Origin of the sequence: Bradyrhizobium sp. 160, from assembly GCF_023073735.1 — a bacterium.
In the GTDB taxonomy this organism is placed as follows: domain Bacteria; phylum Pseudomonadota; class Alphaproteobacteria; order Rhizobiales; family Xanthobacteraceae; genus Bradyrhizobium.
The window spans coordinates 1-20,854 of record NZ_JADPKD010000039.1 but is presented as its reverse complement, the minus strand read 5'-3'; the positions used below and the strand labels follow the sequence as shown (position 1 = coordinate 20,854).

General features: G+C 62.2%; 20 protein-coding genes. 11 read left to right on the top strand and 9 right to left on the bottom strand.

All coding sequences use genetic code 11. The features are described 5' to 3' along the window. Window positions 1-15: 15 nt before the first annotated feature. The gene (locus IVA98_RS17005; protein ID WP_247297828.1) at window positions 16-1,530 is read right to left on the bottom strand and encodes an amidase; all 1,515 of its coding nucleotides are present in this window, start codon (window positions 1,528-1,530) and stop codon (window positions 16-18) included. Window positions 1,531-1,697: 167 nt separating this feature from the next. Further along, a complete protein-coding gene (locus tag IVA98_RS17000; protein ID WP_247355231.1) occupies window positions 1,698-2,882 on the bottom strand; it encodes a substrate-binding domain-containing protein in 1,185 nt (394 codons plus the stop codon). Between the two features lie 179 nt (window positions 2,883-3,061). Here IVA98_RS17000 and IVA98_RS16995 point away from each other — a divergent pair, with 179 nt between their 5' ends. The 3 genes from IVA98_RS16995 to IVA98_RS16985 all read left to right on the top strand — a co-directional run bounded on the left by IVA98_RS16995 (window position 3,062) and on the right by IVA98_RS16985 (window position 5,215). Continuing rightward, window positions 3,062-3,505: a MarR family winged helix-turn-helix transcriptional regulator gene (locus tag IVA98_RS16995; RefSeq protein ID WP_247276280.1), complete on the top strand. Its 444-nt coding sequence runs from the start codon at window positions 3,062-3,064 to the stop codon at window positions 3,503-3,505. Between the two features lie 780 nt (window positions 3,506-4,285). Further along, complete coding sequence (locus IVA98_RS16990; RefSeq protein ID WP_247297824.1) at window positions 4,286-4,672, top strand: cupin domain-containing protein; 387 nt, start codon at window positions 4,286-4,288, stop codon at window positions 4,670-4,672. A gap of 174 nt (window positions 4,673-4,846) precedes the next feature. Further along, window positions 4,847-5,215, top strand: a complete 369-nt coding sequence (locus IVA98_RS16985; RefSeq protein WP_247297822.1) for a phospholipid-binding protein — start codon at window positions 4,847-4,849, stop codon at window positions 5,213-5,215. 272 nt (window positions 5,216-5,487) lie between these two features. On the opposite strand, the gene IVA98_RS16980 is transcribed toward IVA98_RS16985, so the two are convergent. Continuing rightward, window positions 5,488-5,970, bottom strand: a complete 483-nt coding sequence (locus IVA98_RS16980) for a hypothetical protein (protein WP_247297820.1) — start codon at window positions 5,968-5,970, stop codon at window positions 5,488-5,490. Between the two features lie 165 nt (window positions 5,971-6,135). Here IVA98_RS16980 and IVA98_RS16975 point away from each other — a divergent pair, with 165 nt between their 5' ends. Then, window positions 6,136-6,573 (top strand): YybH family protein, encoded by a 438-nt coding sequence (locus tag IVA98_RS16975; RefSeq protein ID WP_247297818.1) that lies wholly within the window; start codon window positions 6,136-6,138, stop codon window positions 6,571-6,573. A 675-nt stretch (window positions 6,574-7,248) separates the two neighbouring features. Here the strand turns inward: IVA98_RS16975 and secA are convergent. Beyond that, window positions 7,249-10,089 (bottom strand): preprotein translocase subunit SecA, encoded by a 2,841-nt coding sequence (gene secA / locus IVA98_RS16970; protein WP_247297816.1) that lies wholly within the window; start codon window positions 10,087-10,089, stop codon window positions 7,249-7,251. Between the two features lie 353 nt (window positions 10,090-10,442). Between secA and IVA98_RS16965 the strand changes: the two genes are divergently transcribed. Beyond that, the gene (locus IVA98_RS16965) at window positions 10,443-11,354 is read left to right on the top strand and encodes a peptidylprolyl isomerase (RefSeq protein ID WP_247297814.1); all 912 of its coding nucleotides are present in this window, start codon (window positions 10,443-10,445) and stop codon (window positions 11,352-11,354) included. Window positions 11,355-11,455: 101 nt separating this feature from the next. Next, window positions 11,456-12,697: a bifunctional glutamate N-acetyltransferase/amino-acid acetyltransferase ArgJ gene (gene argJ / locus IVA98_RS16960; RefSeq protein ID WP_247297812.1), complete on the top strand. Its 1,242-nt coding sequence runs from the start codon at window positions 11,456-11,458 to the stop codon at window positions 12,695-12,697. 171 nt (window positions 12,698-12,868) lie between these two features. Here the strand turns inward: argJ and IVA98_RS16955 are convergent, their stop codons facing one another. Then, on the bottom strand, window positions 12,869-14,194 hold the full coding sequence (locus IVA98_RS16955; protein WP_247333310.1) for a TadE/TadG family type IV pilus assembly protein: 1,326 nt from the start codon (window positions 14,192-14,194) through the stop codon (window positions 12,869-12,871). A 135-nt stretch (window positions 14,195-14,329) separates the two neighbouring features. Between IVA98_RS16955 and mutT the strand changes: the two genes are divergently transcribed. Further along, window positions 14,330-14,740, top strand: a complete 411-nt coding sequence (gene mutT, locus IVA98_RS16950; protein ID WP_247276276.1) for an 8-oxo-dGTP diphosphatase MutT — start codon at window positions 14,330-14,332, stop codon at window positions 14,738-14,740. A gap of 121 nt (window positions 14,741-14,861) precedes the next feature. Here mutT and IVA98_RS16945 read toward each other — a convergent pair whose 3' ends face one another. Then, complete coding sequence (locus IVA98_RS16945) at window positions 14,862-15,731, bottom strand: methyltransferase domain-containing protein (protein ID WP_247297808.1); 870 nt, start codon at window positions 15,729-15,731, stop codon at window positions 14,862-14,864. 190 nt (window positions 15,732-15,921) lie between these two features. Here IVA98_RS16945 and IVA98_RS16940 point away from each other — a divergent pair, with 190 nt between their 5' ends. The 4 genes from IVA98_RS16940 to IVA98_RS16925 are packed head-to-tail and all read left to right on the top strand — an operon-like array spanning window position 15,922 to window position 18,402. Next, complete coding sequence (locus tag IVA98_RS16940) at window positions 15,922-16,731, top strand: ComF family protein (RefSeq protein ID WP_247297807.1); 810 nt, start codon at window positions 15,922-15,924, stop codon at window positions 16,729-16,731. Window positions 16,732-16,766: 35 nt separating this feature from the next. Then, a complete protein-coding gene (gene grxC, locus IVA98_RS16935) occupies window positions 16,767-17,042 on the top strand; it encodes a glutaredoxin 3 (RefSeq protein ID WP_247276437.1) in 276 nt (91 codons plus the stop codon). Next, a complete protein-coding gene (locus IVA98_RS16930; RefSeq protein ID WP_247297805.1) occupies window positions 17,039-17,917 on the top strand; it encodes a carbon-nitrogen hydrolase family protein in 879 nt (292 codons plus the stop codon). Before grxC ends, IVA98_RS16930 begins: the two co-directional genes overlap by 4 nt. Next, window positions 17,914-18,402, top strand: a complete 489-nt coding sequence (locus IVA98_RS16925) for a DUF1178 family protein (protein ID WP_247276274.1) — start codon at window positions 17,914-17,916, stop codon at window positions 18,400-18,402. The genes IVA98_RS16930 and IVA98_RS16925 overlap by 4 nt, the downstream gene beginning before the upstream one ends. Here the strand turns inward: IVA98_RS16925 and IVA98_RS16920 are convergent. The 3 genes from IVA98_RS16920 to IVA98_RS16910 form a co-directional block, all read right to left on the bottom strand. After that, the gene (locus tag IVA98_RS16920; protein WP_247297802.1) at window positions 18,399-19,298 is read right to left on the bottom strand and encodes an EamA family transporter; all 900 of its coding nucleotides are present in this window, start codon (window positions 19,296-19,298) and stop codon (window positions 18,399-18,401) included. The two genes, IVA98_RS16925 and IVA98_RS16920, sit on opposite strands and share 4 nt — an antisense overlap. A gap of 267 nt (window positions 19,299-19,565) precedes the next feature. Continuing rightward, the gene (ubiG, locus tag IVA98_RS16915) at window positions 19,566-20,333 is read right to left on the bottom strand and encodes a bifunctional 2-polyprenyl-6-hydroxyphenol methylase/3-demethylubiquinol 3-O-methyltransferase UbiG (protein ID WP_247297800.1); all 768 of its coding nucleotides are present in this window, start codon (window positions 20,331-20,333) and stop codon (window positions 19,566-19,568) included. Window positions 20,334-20,347: 14 nt separating this feature from the next. Continuing rightward, the gene (locus IVA98_RS16910) at window positions 20,348-20,815 is read right to left on the bottom strand and encodes a PH domain-containing protein (protein ID WP_247333308.1); all 468 of its coding nucleotides are present in this window, start codon (window positions 20,813-20,815) and stop codon (window positions 20,348-20,350) included. Between the last annotated feature and the right edge of the window lie 39 nt (window positions 20,816-20,854).

Genomic DNA, 20,854 nt, shown 5'->3' with positions numbered 1-20,854 from the left:
GCATCGAAGCCTCGCTCACATTTTCTTCCAGTCGCCGATCTGCTCGAAGGCATGGGCGGCGCGGTAGATCGTGGATTCCTCGAACATGCGGCCGACCAGCATCAGGCCGACGGGCAGGCCGTCGACCATGCCGCAGGGCAGCGACATCGCGGGATGATGGGTGATGTCGAACGGCGCGGTGTTGGAGATCATCTCGAGCGCGCGGGCTACGTATTCCTCGCGGCTGGCATTGGGCTCCGGCAGCTTGGTCGCCTTCATCGGTGTGGTCGGCATCAACAGCAGATCGTAATCGCTGAACGCCTTGTCATAGGCCGCGGTCAGCCGGCGGGAGATGTTGAGCGCCTTGCCGTAGAAGCGTGGCCCGAAATTGTTGTTGATGTAGGTGCCGAGCATCATGAACAACTTCGTGGTCTCGGACAGCGAGTCGGCCTGCCGGCGCCAGCCGCGGTGAAAATCCATCAGGGAGGTCGAATAGAGATCGCCGCGGCTGAGGCCGTAACCGTCGCCGAACATCATGGTCTGGGTCAGGCCTTCGGTGCCGATCGGGGTCCAGATCGCGCCGCCCAGGAGGTGCATCGGAATCGATACCGTCTCGACACTGGCTCCAAGATCCTTGAAGCGTTTTGCCGCCTCGCGCACACTTTCATTGACCGCCGCCTCTGCGACCGGCTGCTCAAAGCCTTCCTTGACGATACCGATCTTCATGCCCTTGACGCCCTGGCCGAGCGCCTTGGTGTATTCCTCGACCTTCGGCGCCTTGATGCGCGGATCATAGCCGTCGTCGCCGGCGAGCACTTCGAGCAGCAGCGCGTTGTCGGCGACCGTCGCAGTCATCGGTCCGGTATGATCGACGTAGATCTCGATCGGCATGATCCCGGTATAGGGCACGAGGCCCCAGGTCGGCTTCATGCCGTAGATGCCGCAGAACGAGGACGGCATGCGGATCGAGCCGCCCTGATCGCCGCCGATCGCCATGTGGACCTCGCCGAGTGCAACCACGACGCCAGAGCCTGACGACGAGCCGCCAGCCGAGTAGCCCATCTTGTGCGGATTATGCACTGGCCCGTACGAGCCGGTGTGGCTGCCGCCGGACAGGCAGAAGTGCTCGCAATGCACCTTGCCCTTGATTTCGGCGCCGGCATCCAGCATGCGCGTGACGATCGTGGCGTCGAAATCGGGCACATAGCCTTCCAGCGTCGACGACCCGTTGGTCATGGGAACGCCGGCCAGCATGATGTTGTCCTTCAGCGCGACGGTCTTGCCCTTGAGCTTGCCGCTGGCGGCGCCCTTCACGGTCGACTTGCGATACCAGGCATTGCGCGGGTTCTCTTCGGCCGAGGGTCGATATCCCGGCGTGCGCGGGTATTTGACCTCCGGCACCTCGTCCGGCATCGCGGCGACGAGATTGTAGGCTTCGATCGAGCCCTGCATCAGGCCGCGGAACGAGGCGACGTCGTCGTCGGTCAGCGAAAGGCCGCACTGCTTGGCGACGCTGCGAAGTTGGGCTGGCGTGGGAAGGACAACTGTCACGGCGCTCTCCTCAAAGGCTTCTTGATCCCTGGCGTGGACGGAAGCCGCATGGTCCCGCGCCTGCACAGCGCGGAACCAATCGGCATCGCGTCGATATTACAGACAGAAATATTTTCCTTTTCAAGTATTATTTCGAAAATCCGCCGGGACCACTCGACAATCTCGTTTCAGACCGGCTTGATCAGCTTGAAATCGAGACCGTCAGCCTCGGCGAGATACATCTGCATCCGGGCGTGACCGTTGCGAACGGTGACCGGGCCGCGCGCGCCGCCATAAACGATGTTGCGCCCCGCCGCGAGCATCGGAGCCATGGACAACGAACCTGCCTTATTCGCGACGGCTTCGAGGAAACGCAGTCCTTCGTAGCTGGACTGGCCGAGCGAGCCGATCGGCGGAGCGTTTGGTCCGAACATCGCGCGATAACGGATCTGGAAGTCGTCGTTGCTCCGCGAGCCGATGCCCGGGAAATAGCCGGAGGCGCAGAACATGTTCTCGCTGTTGTCGGCGCCGATGCCGAGCAGGACCGTCTCGTCCATCGCGCCGGCCAGCCGCAGCGTCGTCGCGGCAAGCCCGCATTCGCCGAAGGCACGGTTGAAGGTGATGCTGTCGGTGCCGATCAGCGAGATCAGCACGACATCCGGCCTCGCGGCGCGGATGCGCGCCAGATGAGGCTGGTGATTGTCCTCGCCGAGAGGAACGAACTCCTCGCCGACGACAAGGCCGCCGGTTTCCTTGATGTAATTCTTCACGGCGCGATGCGACTGCCAGGGCCAGACATAGTCGCTGCCGATCAGGTACCAGCGCGACGCCTTCTTGACCTCGGCGAGCCAGTGGATCGAGGGCCGGCTCTGCCAGCGCGGCGTCTCACCGATCGCCATCACGCCCGGCGTGCACTCGCCGCCTTCATAGACCGGCGTATAGATGTAGGGGATGCGATGACGCGTAGTGACGTCGCGCAAGCCGACACGGACCGCGCTGGTGTGCAGCCCGACGATGAGATCGACCTCGTCGAACGCGATCGCCTGCTCGGCGCGGTTCAGCACCTCGTCGAGCGGTCCGCCGGCGTCGTAAATGGAAAGCTCGATTTCGCGCTCGAGAATGCCGCCGCGCTTGTTGATCTCGGCAACGGCGAGCTTGGCGCTGTTGGTCGCACAGGGGCCCCAAACTCCAGGCGAGCCGGTGCAGCAGATGAAGCCGCCGATCCGTAGCTTGTTCGCGCGGCGCCGCTTGAAGAAGGCGTGATCCCTGGGCGACAAGACACCATCAGCCGCCGATGACGACAGATTCCTGAACAGCAAGGACGGCGGCAACGCCGGGCCGCCGTGAGCCGGGAAGTTTACCGTCGCGCGCACGCCAACTCCTGTCTGGGACCAGACTTGAAAGCACATTGAGCAGGCGGCCGCGGCTTCCGCCCTTTTGTTGGGCAATGATCCTATTTTGAAAATATTGAATATTCAACAATTGAAGTGCATATAGATGCGGCATTGATTGCAAGACATTCACTCATTTGGGTCAAGACGAAGTCTTAGCCGTGGCAAAATCCTCGAAAGAAAACTCCCCGATCACCGATCATCTCGCCTATCTGCTCGCGCAAGCCAACCGGGAGATCAACCGGCAGCTCGAACTACGGTTGAGCAAAGAGGGCGTGCCGGTCGAGCAATGGCGCATCCTGAAAGTGCTGTCGGATGGCAACGGGCATTCGATGGGCGAACTCGCCGATGCCGTGCTGCTCAACCATCCGACATTGACCAAGATGATCGACCGCATGGTCTCGGACACGTTGGTCTACCGCGTGCAGGATCCGAACGACCGCCGCAAGGTGCTGATGTTCATCTCCGACCGCGGCAAGGTGCTGAGCAAGAAGCTCAACTCGCTTGCGGTGGACCAGGAGGAGCACATCCTGGAGAGCTACGGCGACAAATCGACGAGTGAGCTCAAGCGGCTGCTGGAGAGCTTGATCGACAGCTCGAATTGAGGGCTGATTAAGTTCGGCTTCTCAAAGCACGTCGTCCTTGACAAGCGAAGTTCTTGGCAACGCGCAGCGTTGTCCGGGGCGGAGCGCTGATCCAGGGCCCATTACCACCGCATTTACTTGGCGACGACTGGCGGTTGCCTGCGTCGCGCCGCGACTTCCCCTGGGTAATTGGCTTCGCCAGGACGACGGTGGGGTGAGAGCTGGGCGCGTCACGCTCAACTGTCATCGCCCGCCTTGTGCGCACTTGCGCACTGCAACAGGCGATCCAGTATTCCGGAGACGGTCGCGATTGAGCCGAGAAGCCGTGGCGTAATGGATCGCCCGGTCAGTCGGGCGACGACACTCGAGAATGAGGCGCCGGTGTTGCGCCCCACTAATACATTCAAGCCTTACGCGTACCTGCCGCGGCAGTGCTTGTATTGCCATTGCAGATAATGATTTCAGCAACTTACGACCCCGGAAATTAGCCCTGTCAATTTTTTGTCGAGAACCCTGTCTCGTCTCCTGTGCATCGTAGGCTCCCGGTGCGCCCTAACTCGCTCAGAGCGTCTGATGCGTTTTGCTTTGCCCGAGTGTCTGGACCGCGCAGCTAGCCCGAACGCATCGTCGGGGCTCGTCTTGGGCTGCCGGGGTAGCTCTAGCGTTTTGGGCTGCTGTTAGCGACCGAAGTTTCCCCGGGATTGATGCGTTGCGGAAGCAGCTTGTGGGTGGCTGCAAACTGAACGATGCTGCCGTTTTACCGGTGAGCTTTCAACGTGAATTACACCAGGGAGGATTGCAATGAAGATGGTGCTGCTCGGCATTGCTTTGGCTTTCATCGTGGCCCCAGCCGCTGGTGCGCAGGACTCTCCCTTTCGTAAAGAGCTGAAGCGAGGTGACCTCACTGGCACGAACATGGAGATCATCACGAGCATTAGCGAGCTGAAGCCCGGGGATGTCTCGATGCGCCACATTCATCATGGCGACGAGTCATATTACTTCCTCGAAGGGGGTACGATCGAACTGCCCGATGGAAGGCAGATGCCGATCCCGACTGGCACTGTTGGCTTGAACGTACGAGACACGCCGCACGGTGCTTACAAGGTCGTCGGTGACAAGACGATCAAGCTCTTGACGGTGCACATCGTCGACAAGGGCAAGCCGCTCTACGATGCACCGCCGAAGTAGCGATGATGGGGTTGCGATAGCTGAGAAGTGCTTCGCCAAGCAGCAGAGTCGCTTGGAATGCCATTAGATGTAATGGCTGATTGGTGGCACTCTATTTGGAACGGGTCAGGTTGGTATTGTACGCGGACAACCAATCGATTGTCGTTGGCCTCTAGACGATTGGAGGAAATAGAAATGCGTATTCGGTTGGTAGTTTGTGCGGCCGCATTGCTAGCGATGAGCACGGCAGATGCATCGGCGTTCTCGATGAACTTTCGATGGTGCGGATTGAGTTCGCCAGTGTTCTCGTTGAGCGGCGTGCCGAAGGGGACGACGACGCTGCAATTCCACATGGTTGATCTTCAGGTACCGAGCTACAATCACGGTGGCGGAACGGTGCCGTACAAAGGGCAATCAACGGTAGCTTGTGGAGCTCTGAAGAACTACTCGCCACCAAGCCCGCCGAGCGGCAGCCATTCTTATCAGATCACCGTCACCGCTTTCGGCCCGGGTAATTCAAATTTGGGATCAGCGACCTTTACGAGGGAATTCCCAGAGAAGTGACCCTGCAAAGCTTGGCCGGTTTTTGCTGATCGGGGTTGACGAGCTTCGCTAAGCGGCTGGCGTCGCTTGAAATGTCAATAGAAGAATGACGTGGCTGGCTTGACGGACTCCAGGGATGCAGACTGGCATGGCAAGACTGTTCGTCTGCAGCGCCCCAGGCTACTTCATATTGGCTGGCCGGCGCCACTATTCCTGACGCCTAACTTGCTTGCAGACGCACCGCACCAGTGAAGCCAAGATCGCTGGTGCGGCGCTAAGGATTGAAACGCAATCTACTGCCGGTCGTAAACGGCTACGTTACTAATTGGCTGACCATTGGCACCGACGCCCTCGATAGTAACAGTAAAGGTTTTGCCGTCAGCTGATATCTCGTTCGAGCCGGTTTGAATGGGCTTATCAGCTTTGGATCGGACCCACTTCACGTGGTGATCATCGACTGGGGTGTAGGTCGTCGCATCAAACAAGGGATTGCCTGTCGTGGGGTGAGGCTTCCCATCATAGATGTGCATGAAGACTATTTTTGTGACCTGACCCTGTGCGTCGACCGTTTCGGCAGTATTCTGGAGATCTTGCCCTGCCCGTTGGAAATTGAGGGTTTGGCTCTTCGGTGGTGGGCCAGGACTAAATTTTGATTTTTCGAGGTTGAGCTTCCAGGTGCCTAGCAGAAGATTGCTCTGCGTGAGCCCCATCTGAGATCCTGCTGCGACGAATGCCGCTGACAGCAGCCCCATAGCGAGTATGGTTCGTCGATTCATGTTCTTCCTCCTCAAGGGATCATTGATTACCTCTGGCTCTTGAAGTCTGCGGTGTGAAAGTCGGCGGTAGCAGTAGAACGGCTACCACCAGCATCAATTCTAATCTGAAACGTGTAGCTTTGACCACTTTTCAAGTTTCTCCGGGTAAAATTGGGAGTCACATCGATGGTGCGTATGATCGTACTTGCCTTAGGCATGGCGGTGATCTCGGGTGTGGCTGCTGGACAGGAGCCGCAGGTCAGTGGCGACCAGTACGCCGAACTCCAAAAGAACTTTGCCGAGGCTTATAATCGCAAAGACGTCGATGCCATGGCGGGCGCCTTCACTGAGGATGCCATCAGAGTAACGCCGAGCGGGATGTTCGTGGGCCGAGAAGCCATTCGTCGGAATCTGCAGGATGTCGTCAATCTGGACCTGCACGATTACTCGGTAGAGCGGAACGTAACCCGGTCTGTTGGGAATTTTGTCTTCAATGCTGGCGAATGGCGAGCCAAGCTCGCGGACCAACCGCTGCGGGGCTACTACACCGCCATCATCGTCCGAGACGGCGATCAAGCCAAGATCATGGAAGAGACCGTGACCATAGCTGCGCCAGGGCAGTGATGGCCGAAATGCCAATAGAGAAATGGCTGGCTTGATGGGCTCCAGGGATGCAGACCTGCATGGCAAGACTTGTTCGTCTGCAGTACCGCACTGGACTAAATAGAAGCGACTATCCCTACAGCAGATCTCGGGTGCTAAACCTGTCGAGCTTGCACTAAGCGAGCGGAGTTCAGTGAGGGCATCACCTCAAAAACGAGATTGGATGGGTCACAAGCTGCCGACGCCCCAACATCGGTGGCATGATGAGGGCAACGCTGCACTGCGACCCTCGAGCTGCACAGCTTCGGCCAAATGGGGCTGTGCCTGCTAGCGCTGACGAACAGGACGTAAAAGGAAGACCGCTCAGCCACCCCGTACCAAAGTGTGTCTGCATTTGGCGTGTGACGGGGCTATATGCAAGCTTGCACGATCATGCTTTGGCCGTCGTCGGCTGAAGTGTGATTGACTTGATGGTAGGTTGGCCTAACACCCGAAACTTCAACCACGGCACACGAGCGTAGCGAGTATCGCCGCAGGCGATTGTTGGCGGTTAGACTTGGTGACCACGGTAGTGATGGTGACTGCCGGTGCCCCTGAAGTTCGGCAAGCACCACCAGGATCGAAATGCTTTCAAGAGTTGGACGGCCGAAAATTTACAGCAGGTGGTTCGTCCGTGTAACCGTTTGAAATCACTGGCTAAGCGTACCTGCCGTGGCAGTGCTTGTACTTCTTGCCCGAGCCGCACGGGCAGTCCTCGTTGCGGCCGATCTTGCCCCAGCTTGCCGGGTTCTTGGGATCGCGAAGGGCGGCATCAGTGGCCTGCGCTCCGAGCGAGACGCTGGCGATGGCCATTTCGTCCTCGCCGGTGTTCGGGTCGAACTTGTGCGCCTCCATCGGCGGCAGCAGCGGGGCTTCCTGCTCCGGCGGGACGATCTCGACGCGCATCAGCTGCGCGGTGACGGCCTCGCGCAAATGTGCGCTCATCTCCTGGAAGAGATTGAAGGCCTCAGTCTTGTACTCCTGCAAGGGATCGCGCTGGCCGTAACCGCGCAGACCGATGACCTGGCGCAGATGGTCGAGCATGATCAGGTGCTCGCGCCAGAGATGGTCGAGCGTCTGCAACAGAATGGTCTTCTCGACGTAACGCATCACGTCGGGCCCCCATTGCGCGACCTTGGCCGCCATGTGCTCGTCGGCTTTGGTCTCAATGCGGTTCAGCAGCTCCTCGTCGGCGATTCCCTCTTCCTTGGCCCATTCGTCGACCGGCAGGTCGAGATCGAGCACACGCTTCAGCTCGTCCTTCAGGCCCGCCACGTCCCACTGCTCGGCATAGGCATGCTCGGGCACGTGCTTGGCGACGAGATCGTCGATGAAAGCGTGGCGCATGTCGGTGACGGTCTCGACAACGCTCTCGTCCTTCATCAGCTCGACGCGCTGATCGAAGATCACCTTGCGCTGGTCATTCTGGACGTTGTCGAACTTGAGCAGGTTCTTGCGGATGTCGAAGTTGCGCGCCTCGACCTTCTGCTGCGCCTTCTCCAACGCCTTGTTGATCCAGGGATGGATGATGGCCTCGCCCTCTTGCAGGCCGAGACGCTGGAGCATGCTGTCGAGACGGTCCGAGCCGAAGATGCGCATCAGATCGTCTTCGAGCGACAGGAAGAATTTCGAGCGGCCGGGGTCGCCCTGACGGCCGGAACGGCCGCGGAGCTGGTTGTCGATGCGGCGGGATTCGTGCCGCTCCGAGCCGATGATATAAAGGCCGCCCGGCTTCTTCACGGTCTTGGCTGGCTTGCTCCCCTTCGCCGGCTCGATCTCGATGGTCTCCTCGGCCTTCAGCACGAGATCGCGGAAGTGCGCGATGTCGGCCTTGATCTGCTCGATCTTCTTGGCCTTCTCGGCCTCGTCCTCGATGCCTGCGGTCTCCTGCTGGATACGCATCTCGAGCGAGCCGCCGAGCTTGATGTCGGTGCCGCGGCCGGCCATGTTGGTCGCGATCGTGATCGCACCGGGCACGCCCGCTTCGGCGACGATATAGGCTTCCTGTTCGTGGAAGCGCGCGTTCAGCACCGCGAACAGCTTTGCCGGCTTGCCGGCGCGGGCCGCAGCATAGAGCTTGTCGAGCGCGTTCTCCTTGCCGAAATCGATCTGCTTGTAGCCGTTCTTCTTGAGGAATTCGGCGAGCACTTCCGACTTTTCGATCGAGGCGGTGCCGACGAGCACCGGCTGGAGCCGCGAATTGGCACGCTCGATCTCGGCGAGGATCGCGCCGTATTTTTCCTGCTGGGTGCGGTAGACCTCGTCGTCCTCGTCGAGGCGCGCGACCGGCAGGTTGGTCGGGATCTCCACGACCTCGAGCTTGTAGATGTCGAACAATTCGTCCGCTTCGGTCGCGGCCGTGCCGGTCATGCCCGCGAGCTTCTCGTACATGCGGAAATAGTTCTGGAAGGTGATCGAGGCCAGCGTCTGGTTCTCAGGCTGAACCTGGACGTGCTCCTTGGCTTCCAGCGCCTGATGCAGGCCCTCCGAATAGCGGCGGCCCGGCATCATGCGGCCGGTGAACTCGTCGATGATGACGACCTCGTTGTCGCGGACGATGTAGTCCTTGTCGCGCGTGAACAGCGTATGGGCGCGCAGCGCCTGGTTGATGTGGTGCACGACGGAGACGTTCTCGACGTCGTAGAGCGACTCGCCCTTGAGCTGGCCCGCGTCGCGCAGCAAGGTCTCGATCTTCTCCATGCCGGCTTCGGTGAGCGTCACCGTGCGCTGCTTCTCGTCGACGTCGTAATCGGTCTTGTCGAGCTTGGGCAGGAACGAATCGATGGTGTTGTAGAAGTCGGAGCGGTCGTCGAGCGGGCCGGAGATGATCAGCGGCGTGCGCGCTTCGTCGATCAGGATGGAGTCGACCTCGTCGACGATGGCGAAGAAGTGCGGCCGCTGGACCATGTCCTCGAGCCGGTACTTCATGTTGTCGCGCAGATAGTCGAAGCCATATTCGTTGTTGGTGCCATACGTAATGTCGCAGGCATAGGCCGCCTTGCGTTCGGCATCGTCGAGGCCGTGCACGATCACACCGGTGGTCATGCCAAGGAAGCCATAGATCTGACCCATCCAGCCGGAGTCGCGGCGGGCGAGATAATCGTTGACGGTGACGACGTGGACGCCCTTACCGGCGAGCGCGTTGAGGTAGACCGCGAGCGTCGCCACCAGCGTCTTGCCTTCGCCGGTCTTCATCTCGGCGATGTCGCCCTCGTGCAGCACCATGCCGCCGATCAGCTGGACGTCGAAATGGCGCTGGCCGAGCGTGCGCTTGGCCGCCTCGCGCACTGTGGCGAAGGCAGGCACCAGAAGGTCGTCGAGCGTCTTGCCCTCGGCGAGTTGCTTCTTGAACTCGGCGGTGCGGGCCTTGAGCGCTTCGTCAGAGAGTTTCGAGACTTCGGGCTCCAGCGCGTTGATCGCGTTGACGCGGGACTGATATCCCTTCACCCGCCGGTCGTTGGCGGAGCCGAAAAACTTGCGGGCGAGCGCGCCGATCATGCCTAGTTCCTGTGTTCGCGATTTAACCGCGTTGCAGCCAAGAAGTTGTCACCCGCCTGCCTATCAACTCACCGTGACGCCGATGGCGCCTTCAGCCCGGACTGCGGGGGTGGTCCGCCATATGGGTGGGAATTGAGCAAGTCTGGGTTCAACGGCCAAAAACGCAGCAAAATAAACGCTATCGCCATGGACGCGACCGGCCAGAGATATGGCCGGCCTCTAGCCTTGTCAACGGCGGCCGCATTGCGGCTAATTCATCATTTTGACAGACTTTTCGCGTTGCCAAGCCCCCCTGAATTGGGCGAGTGTCCGCCCCGCTCGAGCAGCCCCCTGCTTCAACATAAGGATTTTCCATGACCACCTCGTTCCCGGTAACCACCGGCCAGCGTTTCCGCCATGCGTCCGCCCTGGCCGGCTGCCTCGCTTTGGCGCTGTCCCTGGCGTGCGCTGGGCCGCTCCGCGCCGCCGACGATCCGGTGCTGGCGAAGGTCAATGGCGCGGAAATCAAGAAGAGCGACGTCGCCATGGCCGAGGAAGAACTCGGACCCAGCCTGGCCCAGATGGACCCGGCGACCAAGGACGAGAACGTCCTGTCCTTCCTGATCGACATGAAGATCGTCAGCAAGGCTGCCGAAGACAAGAAGGTCGCCGACAGCGAGGAGTTCAAGAAGCGCCTGGCATTCGCCCGCAACCGCCTCCTGATGGACAGCCTGCTTGCCGGCGAGGGCAAGGCCGCCACCACCCCCGACGCCATGAAGAAGGTCTATGACGAGGCCTCCAAGCAGATCACCGGCGAGCAGGAGGTGCGCGCCCGCCATATCCTGGTCGAGACCGAGGACGAGGCCAAGGCAGTGAAGGCCGAGCTCGACAAGGGCGCTGATTTCGCCGAGCTTGCCAAGAAGAAATCCAAGGACCCGGGCTCTGCCGACGGCGGCGACCTCGGCTTCTTCACCAAGGAGCAGATGGTGCCGGAATTCTCGGCCGTCGCCTTCACGCTCGAGCCGGGCAAGATCTCCGACCCCGTGAAGTCGCAGTTCGGCTGGCACATCATCAAGGTCGAGGAAAAGCGCAACCGCAAGGCGCCGGACTTCGAGCAGGTGAAGACCCAGATCGAGAACTACGTCACCCGCAAGGCCCAGGCCGACTACGTCGCCAAGCTGCGTGCCGAGGCCAAGGTCGAGCGGCTGGACCAGCCGGCAGCGGACGCCGCCAAGTCGGACGCCAAGCCGTCTGACAGCAAGATGGCGCCGCCGGCGAAGAAGTAAGAATTTGCTGTCACTTCGCTGACGCCAAGAGTATCTAAGCATCGCAATGGCCGGGCATCGCCCGGCCATCTGCATGTCAGATCCACCAAGGCGCCCCCGCGATGTCTTCAACCGTCTCCCCGCTCGCCCCAAAAACCGTTCCCGACATGCCCGTGATCGCGGGCGTCCGTCTTGCGACCGCCGAGGCCGGCATCCGTTACAAGAACCGCACCGACGTGCTGCTGGCGGTGATGGATCAGGGCACGGCCGTGGCCGGAGTCTTCACCAGGTCGAAATGCCCCTCCGCGCCGGTCGAATGGTGCCGCGCCAAATTGAAGGGCGGTAAGGCTCGCGCTCTGGTCGTCAACTCCGGCAACGCCAATGCCTTCACCGGCAAGACCGGCCGCGCCTCCACCGCGCTGACCGCGAAGATCGCGGCCAAGGCCGTTGGATGCAGCGAGAGCGAGATTTTTCTCGCCTCGACCGGCGTGATCGGCGAGCCGCTGGACGCGACCAAGTTCGACGGCGTGCTCGGCCGCCTCGCCGAGACCGCGGAGCCCGGCGATTATCTCGCCGCGGCCAAGGCGATCATGACCACCGACACCTTCCCGAAGGTCGCGACCGCGACCGTCAAGCTCGGCAAGGCCAAGGTCACCATCAACGGCATGGCTAAGGGCGCCGGCATGATCGCTCCCGACATGGCGACCATGCTGTCCTTCATCTTCACGGACGCGCCGATCGCGCCCGCCGCGCTGCAAGCCATGCTCAAGAGGGGCGTCGAGGACACCTTCAATGCAGTGACGATCGACGGCGACACCTCGACCTCGGACACGCTGCTCGCCTTCGCGACCGGCACCGCGGCGAAACATGGTGCGCCGAAGATCAGCCGGGCCGGCGATCCCAGGCTGAAGGCCTTCGTCAAGGCATTCAACCAGGTGCTCGCCAATCTGTCCGAGCAGGTGGCCCGCGACGGCGAAGGCGCACGCAAGCTGGTCGAGATCACCGTCGAGGGCGCCAAGACCAAGGCCTCGGCGCGCAAGATCGCGATGTCGATTGCCAACTCACCCCTGGTCAAGACCGCGATCGCCGGCGAGGACGCCAATTGGGGCCGCGTGGTGATGGCGGTCGGCAAGGCCGGCGAGCCGGCCGATCGCGACAAGCTCTCGATCTCCTTCAACGGCATTCGCGTCGCCAAGAGCGGCGCGCGCGATCCGTCCTATGACGAAGCGCAGGTCTCGGAAGCGATGAAGGCACCGGAGATCGCGATCAAAGTCTCGCTCGGCCTTGGCAAGGGCCGCGACCGCGTCATGACCTGCGACCTCACCAAGGAATATGTCGCGATCAACGGCGACTACAGGTCCTGAAGGCTCCATCATTGAGGTGCGAAGCGCGCAGCGCGCAGCGATGCACGCCTTCCCTCCAAGGACGAACGGCCGCGCTACCGCCGCACGGGGAGAACTGGGCCGCCGTTCTGCCGCGAGGGCCGCTGAAGAAGCGACCGTCTCAGGATGACGGCGATGGAGCTCTGCTTCATCTCACCCGGAGATCCGCGCGTCGGCGACCGCCTTCTTGAACAGCGCATTCATCGCTTCGGAGATGCCCTGCGTCGGGCTGACCTCGAAATACAGGCCCGGCGAGGCGCAGCTCTGCATGTTCTGCGCGATCTCGCTGTTCGGCGACGGACCATAGGGCCCAGCATTAAACGGATTGATCCATTTCATGTACCAGCTGTTGGTGGGCAGCGCGAGATACGTCGTGTACAAGACCGCAACCTTGACCCCGCGATCCCTCATGGCCTTGCACAGCAATGGGTTGAGCGGCGACTGGCATCGTGTGCTGCCTGAGAGCGGCTTCAGGCATGCGGTGTTGCTCTCGTCAGCAACCCCATCAGATACGAAGAACAGATATTTGAGCGGGCTGGATGACGTGCCGGGGCCGGGTGAACTGATCTCCTTGTCAATCGCAGGAAATATCGCGGTGAATGCCGTGTCCTGATCGCCGTTCTCGTTCTGGCCGTTCACCGACATCAAGTCGATCTTGCCGGCCGCCGACTTGGCGCTGGAGAGCGACGCCGACAGCGAGAACAGATTGCGCAGACCGAGCGTGCTTGCGGAGCCGCCGAAATCATAGATCGCCATTCTGAACTGGTTTGAATAGGTTTCGGTTGCGCTCGCCGTGTCCATTAGCGACTGCGTGGCACTCCGAAGCACGTCGATCCGGGTGGTCACGCCGAGCTTCCTGGCAAGGTCGTAATAATTGTTCTTGTCCTTGAGATCATGGCAGGCGAACGCGCACTTGTCCGACGTGTTGTTGACCATCGTCTGCACGTCGCCGGGCGTCGCGCCGACGCCCATCGAAGGCGAGTTGTCGAGTAGCAGGTAGAAGTCGATATAGAGCGGCATGCTGGCCGTCGCGGTCGACGTGCCGCTCACGGTCAGCGCGGTCTTGCCGATTACGCCGAGAAACATGGTGTTCAGCTCGGCGCTGAATGAGACCGTGGACTTGACGGTCGAGCCGCTCTTGACCACCGTCGGCGTGATGTTCTTGAGCGTGTAGCCGGTCAGGTTGGCGCGGTTGGCATCAAAAATGTTCTGGGCATCGGTAACGCCGACGGAAATCGGGCCGTCCGAGGTCATCGTGCCCGCGGCGGCAAAGGCCGGCGAGGACTTGGCCACCGAGCCGACGCTGGCCGCATCGGCCGCGCCCTGAAGCTTGGAGCGGATCTGCGTCGCACGAGAGTAGTCGACCGCACAGCCGACCACGGTGATCAGCGGCACGCAGCAGAGTGCGAAGATCAGCGCGATATTGCCGCGCCGGTCGTGGACGAATCGGCGGATGATGATGCCAATGGCAGCGCGCATGGAGCGAGACCCGGAATGGTTTCAGCGTTTCCACTCTAGGAACCGTCGATTAAATATGACTTATGAAGGCCGTAGAACGCGGCCCCAAGCTGGGTTAACGAACCGTTGCGAGCGATCCTTCAGCAAACGATGGGCATGGCCGATCTCAAACTCACATTGGTGGTGGCCTGCGCGCTGGTCGACGCCGACAAGCGCGTCCTGATCGCGCAACGCCCCGAGGGTAAGGCGCTGGCCGGCCTTTGGGAATTCCCGGGCGGCAAGCTCGAGCCCGGCGAGCGGCCCGAGCAGAGCCTGATCCGCGAGCTCCACGAGGAGCTCGGCATCACGGTCGCCGAGCCGTGCCTAGCCCCGCTCACCTTTGCGAGCTACGGCTACGAGACCTTTCACCTGTTGATGCCGCTCTACATCTGCCGGCGCTGGGAGGGGCAGGTTACGGCGCGCGAAGGCCAGGCTCTGGCCTGGGTCCGCGCCAACAAACTGCGCGATTACCCGATGCCGCCCGCCGACATCCCGTTGATCCCGCATTTGATCGATTTGCTGATGTGACCTCAGGGAGCCATCACGCTCTCAGCCTCACGGCTGGCTGTCTCCGGCATCCACGATCTTCGTGCCGAGCTGAATGATGTGGATGACCAGGTCAAGCACGGCCATGACGGGGAGAGACAGCCTATATTTCTCTCGCCTTCTTCACCGCCTCGGCGAGGCTCGCCTTGGCCGAGCCGGGCTTGAGCGGCTGCTGCTGGCTCGCATGCGGGGCCCAGCCGGAGAGCCAGATGATATCGAACGTCGCACGGACGCGGCCGTCGGCATCGGCGAAGCGTTCGGCATAGATCTCCGCCGTCCGCAACAGCGTCGTGCGACGGCTCGGCACGCGGCGACGCTCGATCAGCACATTGGCCGCACCCATGCGGCGAAGATCCTGCATCAAAGCGAACGCATTGCCATAGCGTACCACGACGCGGTCGACGTCGGTGACCGGCAGCGCGAAGTCAGCGCGCTGCAACAGCGCGCCGATGTCGCGCAAGTCCGCGAACGGCGCGACGCGCGGCGACACGCCGCCTTCGCATTCGGCTTCGGCGGCCGCAAACGCCTGACGCAGCTCGGTCAAGCTGTCGCCGCCGATCATGGCGGCGAGCAGCAACCCGTCCGGCCTCAGGGCGCGACGAATTTGCGCGAGCACACCCGGCAGGTCGTTGACGAATTGCAGCGCCAGCGCCGAGACGATGAGGTCGCGGCTCTCCGGCTCGAAGGGCAGCTTTTCCTCGCCGGCCGCACCCGACGCAATCCGCTCGATCGAAGGCAGGCACGTCCGCAACGCCGCGAGACCCTCGCCGGGCGTCCACAGATCCACCGCCGCATGAAATTCCCGCGTCACCGCAGCCAACCGGTCGGACATATCCTCGGCCACGCGGTCGAGCAGGAAGGTGACCGGGCCTTGCGCAAGTGCGCGTTGCTGCCGTGCATGCAGCAAGGCGCGGTCGAACAAAGCGGGCGGGGTTTGCGGAATTTGGGCCATGCCGCTGGTTACGCCGATCATGCTGGCTATTGCAATCGGTCTCGTGTCCCGAACACGGTGCGGCACGAAGTGACGCTGCGCAGAGCTGGGACCCACGCTTCTGCGCATGCGGCTTTTCTGGGCCCCGGCTCGGCAGCGCGCCGCAAGAGCGCTGCGTCCGCGGCCGAGAGGGTGACTTGAGCAGATGATCCTGGAACGCTAGCCTTCCCTGATGGAAGCCGAAACCGCTCCCTCCCGATCCATCGCCGCACCATTGCGTGCCGCGTGGACGGCTGGCCGTCAGGTGCTGTCGCGCGCGGCACGGCTCGCCCTCGACATCGCACTGCCGACGCAGTGCGTGTCCTGCCGCGAGCCTGTCGACGGCGAGGGCGTTTGCGCTTCCTGCTGGGCGCGACTGTCGTTCATTGAACGGCCCTATTGCCCGCGGCTCGGCATTCCCTTTGTGTATGACCCCGGTCCCAACATGCTGTCGATGGAGGCCATCGCGAACCCGCCGGCTTACACGCGGGCACGCGCGGCGGTGCGCTATGACGATGTTGCGCGCACGCTGGTCCATGCGCTGAAATACCAGGACCGCACTGATTTGGCGCCCGCCATGGGCCGCTGGATGACGCGCGCGGGCGCAGAGCTGCTCTCTGGCACCGACATGCTGATTCCCGTCCCCCTGCATTGGCGGCGGGCCTGGCGGCGCCGCTACAACCAGTCCGGCGCGCTGGCGCGCATCATCGCGCGGCAGAGCGGCGTCGAGGTCCGGGGCGAAGTGTTGCGGCGGGTGCGCGCCACCGAGCAGCAGATCGGGCTATCGCGGGCCCAGCGCGCCACCAATGTGCAGGGCGCGTTCCAGGTATCCCCCGACCGCCAAGCCGAGATTCAGGGCCGTCGCATCGTCCTGGTCGATGATGTCCTGACATCGGGTGCCACGCTGGATGCCTGCGCGCGGGCCCTGCTGCGCGCCAAGGCCGCCCAGGTCGACGTGCTGGTCTTTGCCCGGGTTGTCGAAAGCGGCCCTCGTCCCATATAATTCAATGAATTCATGACATGAAAGCGCTGGACGCCATGACTGCTGCTGTCGAGATCTACACCCGGCCGGGCTGCGGCTATTGTTCCGCGGCAAGGTCGCTGTTGACCCGCAAAAAGGCGATCTTCACGGAATTCGATGTCGCCAAGAACCCGTCCTGGCGCCAGGACATGTACGACCGCGCCGGCGAGGGCTCGACGTTCCCGCAGATATGGATCGGTGGAACCCATGTCGGCGGTTGCGACGAGCTCTACGCGCTCGACCGTGAAGGCAAGCTCGACCGCATGCTCGACAGCGTCAAGGCCGTCTCATGAGCGAGGATCGGACCTTCACCGCCGCAATGGTGCAGATGCGCACCGGGCTCTTGCCCGAACCGAGCCTCGCGCAGGCTACCAAGCTGATCCGGCAGGCTGCGGCAAACGGCGCCGACTACGTGCAGACGCCCGAAGTCAGCAACATGATGCAGCTGAACCGTAAGGCATTGTTCGAGCATCTTCAGAGCGAAGAGGACGACACCTCTCTGAAGGCGTATCGGGCGCTCGCAGCGGAACTCGGGATCCACATCCATGTCGGCTCGCTGGCGCTGCGTTTCTCGCCGGAGAAAGCGGTCAACCGCTCCTTTCTGATCGGGCCCGAGGGCAACGTGCTCGCGAGTTACGACAAGATCCACATGTTCGACATCGAGCTGCCGGACGGCGAGAGCTATCGCGAATCCGCCAATTACCAGCCGGGCGAGACGGCGGTAATTTCCGACCTCCCCTGGGGCCGTGTCGGTCTGACGATCTGCTACGATGTCCGTTTCCCTGCGCTCTACCGCGCGCTGGCCGAGAGCGGCGCATCCTTCATCACTGTGCCCTCGGCCTTCACCCGCAAGACCGGGGAAGCGCACTGGCACGTGCTGCTGCGTTCGCGCGCGATCGAGACCGGCTGCTTCATCTTCGCCGCGGCGCAAGCCGGCCTACACGAGAACAAGCGCGAGACCTACGGCCACTCCCTTATCATCGACCCCTGGGGCGAGATCCTCGCCGAGGGTGGCGTCGAGCCCGGCGTCATCATGGCCAAGATCGACCCGGCCAAGGTCGAGACGGCGCGCCGGGCGATCCCCTCGCTGCAGCACGGCCGCCGCTTCGGCGTCTCCGATGCCAAGGCCGGGCCGGACTATCTGCATCTCGTGCGGGGATCGGTATGATCCGCTACGCACTGCACTGCGACCGGAACCATGCCTTCGAAAGCTGGTTTCAGAGCTCGTCGGCCTATGATTCCCAGGTGAAGCGCAAGCTCGTCACCTGTCCAATCTGCGGCTCGGCCAGGGTCGACAAGGCGATCATGGCCCCGCGCATCGTCGGCAAGAAGGGCCGCGGGCGCGCTACGCCGCCGCCGGAGCCCACGGCGTCCACTACGCCTGCACCCGAGGCAGCGCCGTCAGGACCGACCTCGCTGCTGATGGCGCAGGAGCGCGAGCTGCGCGCCAAGCTGAAGGAATTGCGCGACCACATCGTCAAGAACGCCGACAATGTCGGCGAGCGCTTTGCCAACGAAGCCCGCGCCATGCACTATGGCGACAAGGAGCACCGTCCGATCTATGGCGAGGCCTCGCCCGACGAAGCCAAGTCGCTGATCGACGAAGGCATCGAGGTGTCGCCGTTACCGGTGCTGCCGGAAGACCGGAATTAAGTCCCTACCAGAACAGCGACCCCGATCACGATCAACGCTATGCCTGCAAGCTCGCGCGGCGCGATCGGCTGCTTGAACGAGTAATACGCCACGCCTTGCGCGAACAGCACCTCGATCAAAGCGAGCGTGCGGACATTGGCGGCCGCGGTCAGCGCGAACGCAAGGAACCAGAATTGTGATGCGAAGGCGCCCGTGAAGCCTGCAAGCATCGACGGCCGCCATAGTCCCAGGATGCCCCGCAATACGTTCGGCGCGCGCCAGAGCAGATAGGTCGTCAGCACCAGCGTCTGCACGAACAGGCCGAGCACTAGCGTGAAGGACGACGCCGTCACGAACGACACGTTCGGCACCGTGATGATCGCGCCGCGAAAGCCGACCGCGGAGAGTGCGAAGGCTGCCGCGGCGACGAGGCCGGTGATGGTCGGCTTCAATTCGGCAAAACTCTTCTCGCCGCCTGGCCGGAGCGCGGTGATGACGACCCCGGCGGTCGCGATCACGATCGCGAGCACCTTCAGCCAAGTCAGGTGATCGCCGAGGAAGACGAAGCCGAAGATCGCGGTCTGGATTGCTTCGGTCTTGAGGTAGGCCGTCGTCACCACGAAGGAGCGGTCATTCATGGCGAGCAGCATCAACCCGGTGGCGACGATCTGGCTGAGTGCGCCGAGCAGGAGCCACGGCCAGAACGCGACCGGCGGCATGCTGAGATGATCGCCGGAGACGACGAGCACCACCGCGAGAAACAGCAGCGAGAATGGGAAGCCGAACAGGAAGCGGATGTTGGTCGCGCCCCAGGTCCCCAGCGGCTTCGTCAGCGACCGCTGCATCGCATTGCGTGCGACCTGCCCGAGCGCGGCAATGACGGTGAAGGGAATCCAGAGGCTGGCGATGGTGAACATGGGATGGGTTGGCGGGCTATATGACGGCTCGTGCAAACTGCCGGCGGCGCGACAACAGGTCAATCATGCCTGCGTCATAGGAGCGATGCTCTCGCCATACCCTCACGGTCATCCTCGACAAGCGTAGCGCAGATCCGAGACCCATGACCCAGGGAGTGGCTTTCCGAAGACTCGGAGTTGCCACCTCGCGCCACAACTTCTCCCTGGGATAATGGCTCCTTGGCGGCCCACGCCAGGACGACACCAAATGGTTGGGATGCAGCGGCCTTACACCATCCCTTCCGCCACGACCATGTAGTTCACGTCCATGTCGGAGGAGAGGGTCCATTTGTCGGCAAAGGGGCTGTAGACCACGCCGGTCTGCTCGGTGATGACGAGGCGGTTGTCGAGCAGGTATTTTGCGAGTTCGTCGGGGGTGACGAACTTGCTCCACTCGTGGGTACCGCGGGGCAGCCAGCGCAGGACGTATTCGGCGCCGACGATCGCGAGCGCAAAACTCTTCCAGTTCCGGTTCAGCGTCGAGACCACCATCAGGCCGTTCGGCTTCAGCATCGATGCGCAGCGCTTCAGGAAAACGCCGACGTCGGTGACGTGCTCGACCACCTCCATCGCCAGCACGATGTCGAAGCGCTCGCGCGGATCAATCTCTTCCACCGTGGTGCAGCGGTAGTCGATCGCGAGATGGCTTTTGTCGGCATGCAGCTTCGCGGCGGCGATGTTGCTCGCCGAAGGGTCGATGCCGATGACCTGCGCCCCCAGGCGCGACAGCGGCTCGCAGAGCAGGCCAGCGCCGCAGCCGATGTCGAGCACGCGCAGGCCGCCGAGGCAATTGAGACTGCGCACATTGCGCTCGAACTTGCGGCAAGCGGCATCGCGGATGTAGCCGAGCCGCAGCGGGTTGATCCGGTGCAGCGGCGCCATCTTGCCCTTGGGGTCCCACCACTCCGCCGAGAGTTTTGAGAATTTCGCGATCTCGGCGGCGTCGACGGTCGAACCCGGCGCGGTAGTTGCGGAAGTATTTTGCTGCATGCTCATGATTACGCGCGGTCCTACCGCGTGGTGATCGAACTACGGAAGGCGAGCGGCGAGGCGATGGTCTTGATCGTCTCGATTCCCTCGCCGACGCCGCGAATCGTCACGTCGCCATAGTTGAGAATCCGTCCAAGAATGGTCTGGTCGACGTCGACGCTCTCGACCTTGTCCAGCGCCATCTCGAAGGTACGGCGCTTGATGAACCCGGTCTTGTGCACGACCCGGAGATTGGTGACGTCGGTCTCGGTGGTGAAGCGATGGAACCAGCCCTTGATGGTCCAGTACAAGGCCGCCAGGGCCACGAGACCCGCGCCTCCCAGGCAAAGCAAGACGAGCCCGTCAACCGTGACCTGCCGCGACAGGATCAGCAGCGCCAGCGCCACGATCCAGGCCACGATGGCCGGAAAATAGAAGATCCAATGCGCATTGGTCGAATACAGCACACGCTCGCCCGGTTGCAGGATCTCGTCGATATAACGCGCCATGATCTGTGTTAACCCAATAGCCCCGCACCTGCCCCCGCA

Coding starts and splice junctions, on each gene's coding strand:
- IVA98_RS16930 (WP_247297805.1), top strand. CDS start 17,039: ATGAGCGAGGATCGGACCTTCACCGCCGCAATGGTGCAGATGCGCACC.
- IVA98_RS16990 (WP_247297824.1), top strand. CDS start 4,286: ATGAAGATGGTGCTGCTCGGCATTGCTTTGGCTTTCATCGTGGCCCCA.
- IVA98_RS16910 (WP_247333308.1), bottom strand. CDS start 20,815: ATGGCGCGTTATATCGACGAGATCCTGCAACCGGGCGAGCGTGTGCTG.
- mutT (WP_247276276.1), top strand. CDS start 14,330: ATGGCCGATCTCAAACTCACATTGGTGGTGGCCTGCGCGCTGGTCGAC.
- IVA98_RS16955 (WP_247333310.1), bottom strand. CDS start 14,194: ATGCGCGCTGCCATTGGCATCATCATCCGCCGATTCGTCCACGACCGG.
- ubiG (WP_247297800.1), bottom strand. CDS start 20,333: ATGAGCATGCAGCAAAATACTTCCGCAACTACCGCGCCGGGTTCGACC.
- IVA98_RS16945 (WP_247297808.1), bottom strand. CDS start 15,731: ATGATCGGCGTAACCAGCGGCATGGCCCAAATTCCGCAAACCCCGCCC.
- IVA98_RS16925 (WP_247276274.1), top strand. CDS start 17,914: ATGATCCGCTACGCACTGCACTGCGACCGGAACCATGCCTTCGAAAGC.
- IVA98_RS16980 (WP_247297820.1), bottom strand. CDS start 5,970: ATGAATCGACGAACCATACTCGCTATGGGGCTGCTGTCAGCGGCATTC.
- IVA98_RS16920 (WP_247297802.1), bottom strand. CDS start 19,298: ATGTTCACCATCGCCAGCCTCTGGATTCCCTTCACCGTCATTGCCGCG.
- grxC (WP_247276437.1), top strand. CDS start 16,767: ATGACTGCTGCTGTCGAGATCTACACCCGGCCGGGCTGCGGCTATTGT.
- argJ (WP_247297812.1), top strand. CDS start 11,456: ATGTCTTCAACCGTCTCCCCGCTCGCCCCAAAAACCGTTCCCGACATG.
- IVA98_RS16985 (WP_247297822.1), top strand. CDS start 4,847: ATGCGTATTCGGTTGGTAGTTTGTGCGGCCGCATTGCTAGCGATGAGC.
- IVA98_RS16940 (WP_247297807.1), top strand. CDS start 15,922: ATGGAAGCCGAAACCGCTCCCTCCCGATCCATCGCCGCACCATTGCGT.
- IVA98_RS16975 (WP_247297818.1), top strand. CDS start 6,136: ATGGTGCGTATGATCGTACTTGCCTTAGGCATGGCGGTGATCTCGGGT.
- IVA98_RS16965 (WP_247297814.1), top strand. CDS start 10,443: ATGACCACCTCGTTCCCGGTAACCACCGGCCAGCGTTTCCGCCATGCG.
- secA (WP_247297816.1), bottom strand. CDS start 10,089: ATGATCGGCGCGCTCGCCCGCAAGTTTTTCGGCTCCGCCAACGACCGG.